Genomic DNA, 647 nt, shown 5'->3' with positions numbered 1-647 from the left:
ATCTGTGCTTCGACAGACGCGTGGTTAGCTGTTTTCGAGTTTGTTCAAGAGTGTCGAGTTCAATCATGTCATCATCAACGTGTAGATCAATGTTCACGCGAAGCTCTTGACCAACCTTCGTTATGCCAGCCAGCTTTAGCTGATGGTCAGATACTTTTTCAATTTCTAAAACGTCGTTACCAACAACCTGACAAAGCTCTTTGCTTGGTGTCATCATTAGTAACTCACGTAATGCGCCACACAACATATCAAATGGTACTTTTAGGAAGTAGAAGCCCATAAGTAGCATCATCATTGGGTCCGCGTAGACTGCGTAATGCGCGAATGGGGTAAGAGATACTAGCCATGCAGCGATAAAACCAACAGTAACTGCCACGCTTAATAGCGTATCCATTTGCCATTGTTTTTTCTCCGCATCGATCAGACCTGATGAGAAACGACGACTTTTTTTCGCCATAAACCACCAAGCGTAACCACAACCGATAACGTTCACGAGACCAAAGATAGTCGCGATTGAGGTATCAACCTCACGACCCCCAGTCATCAATGCAGAGATCGCTGAGTAAAGCGAAAAACACACAACAACAAGAATCACGGCCGCTTTAATCGCAATAACGATAGGTTCGAGTACCGCTTTACCAAATGGA

At 44.5% G+C, this 647-nt stretch carries 1 protein-coding gene; it reads right to left on the bottom strand.

Annotated features, from left to right (window positions below; genetic code table 11):
* The coding region (locus R7Q46_RS27755) for a cation transporter (RefSeq protein WP_318078370.1) at positions 1 to 647 on the bottom strand (647 nt) is incomplete at both ends.

It is taken from the genome of Vibrio sp. 811, assembly GCF_033339195.1.
This window is presented reverse-complemented; position numbering and strand designations above follow the sequence as displayed.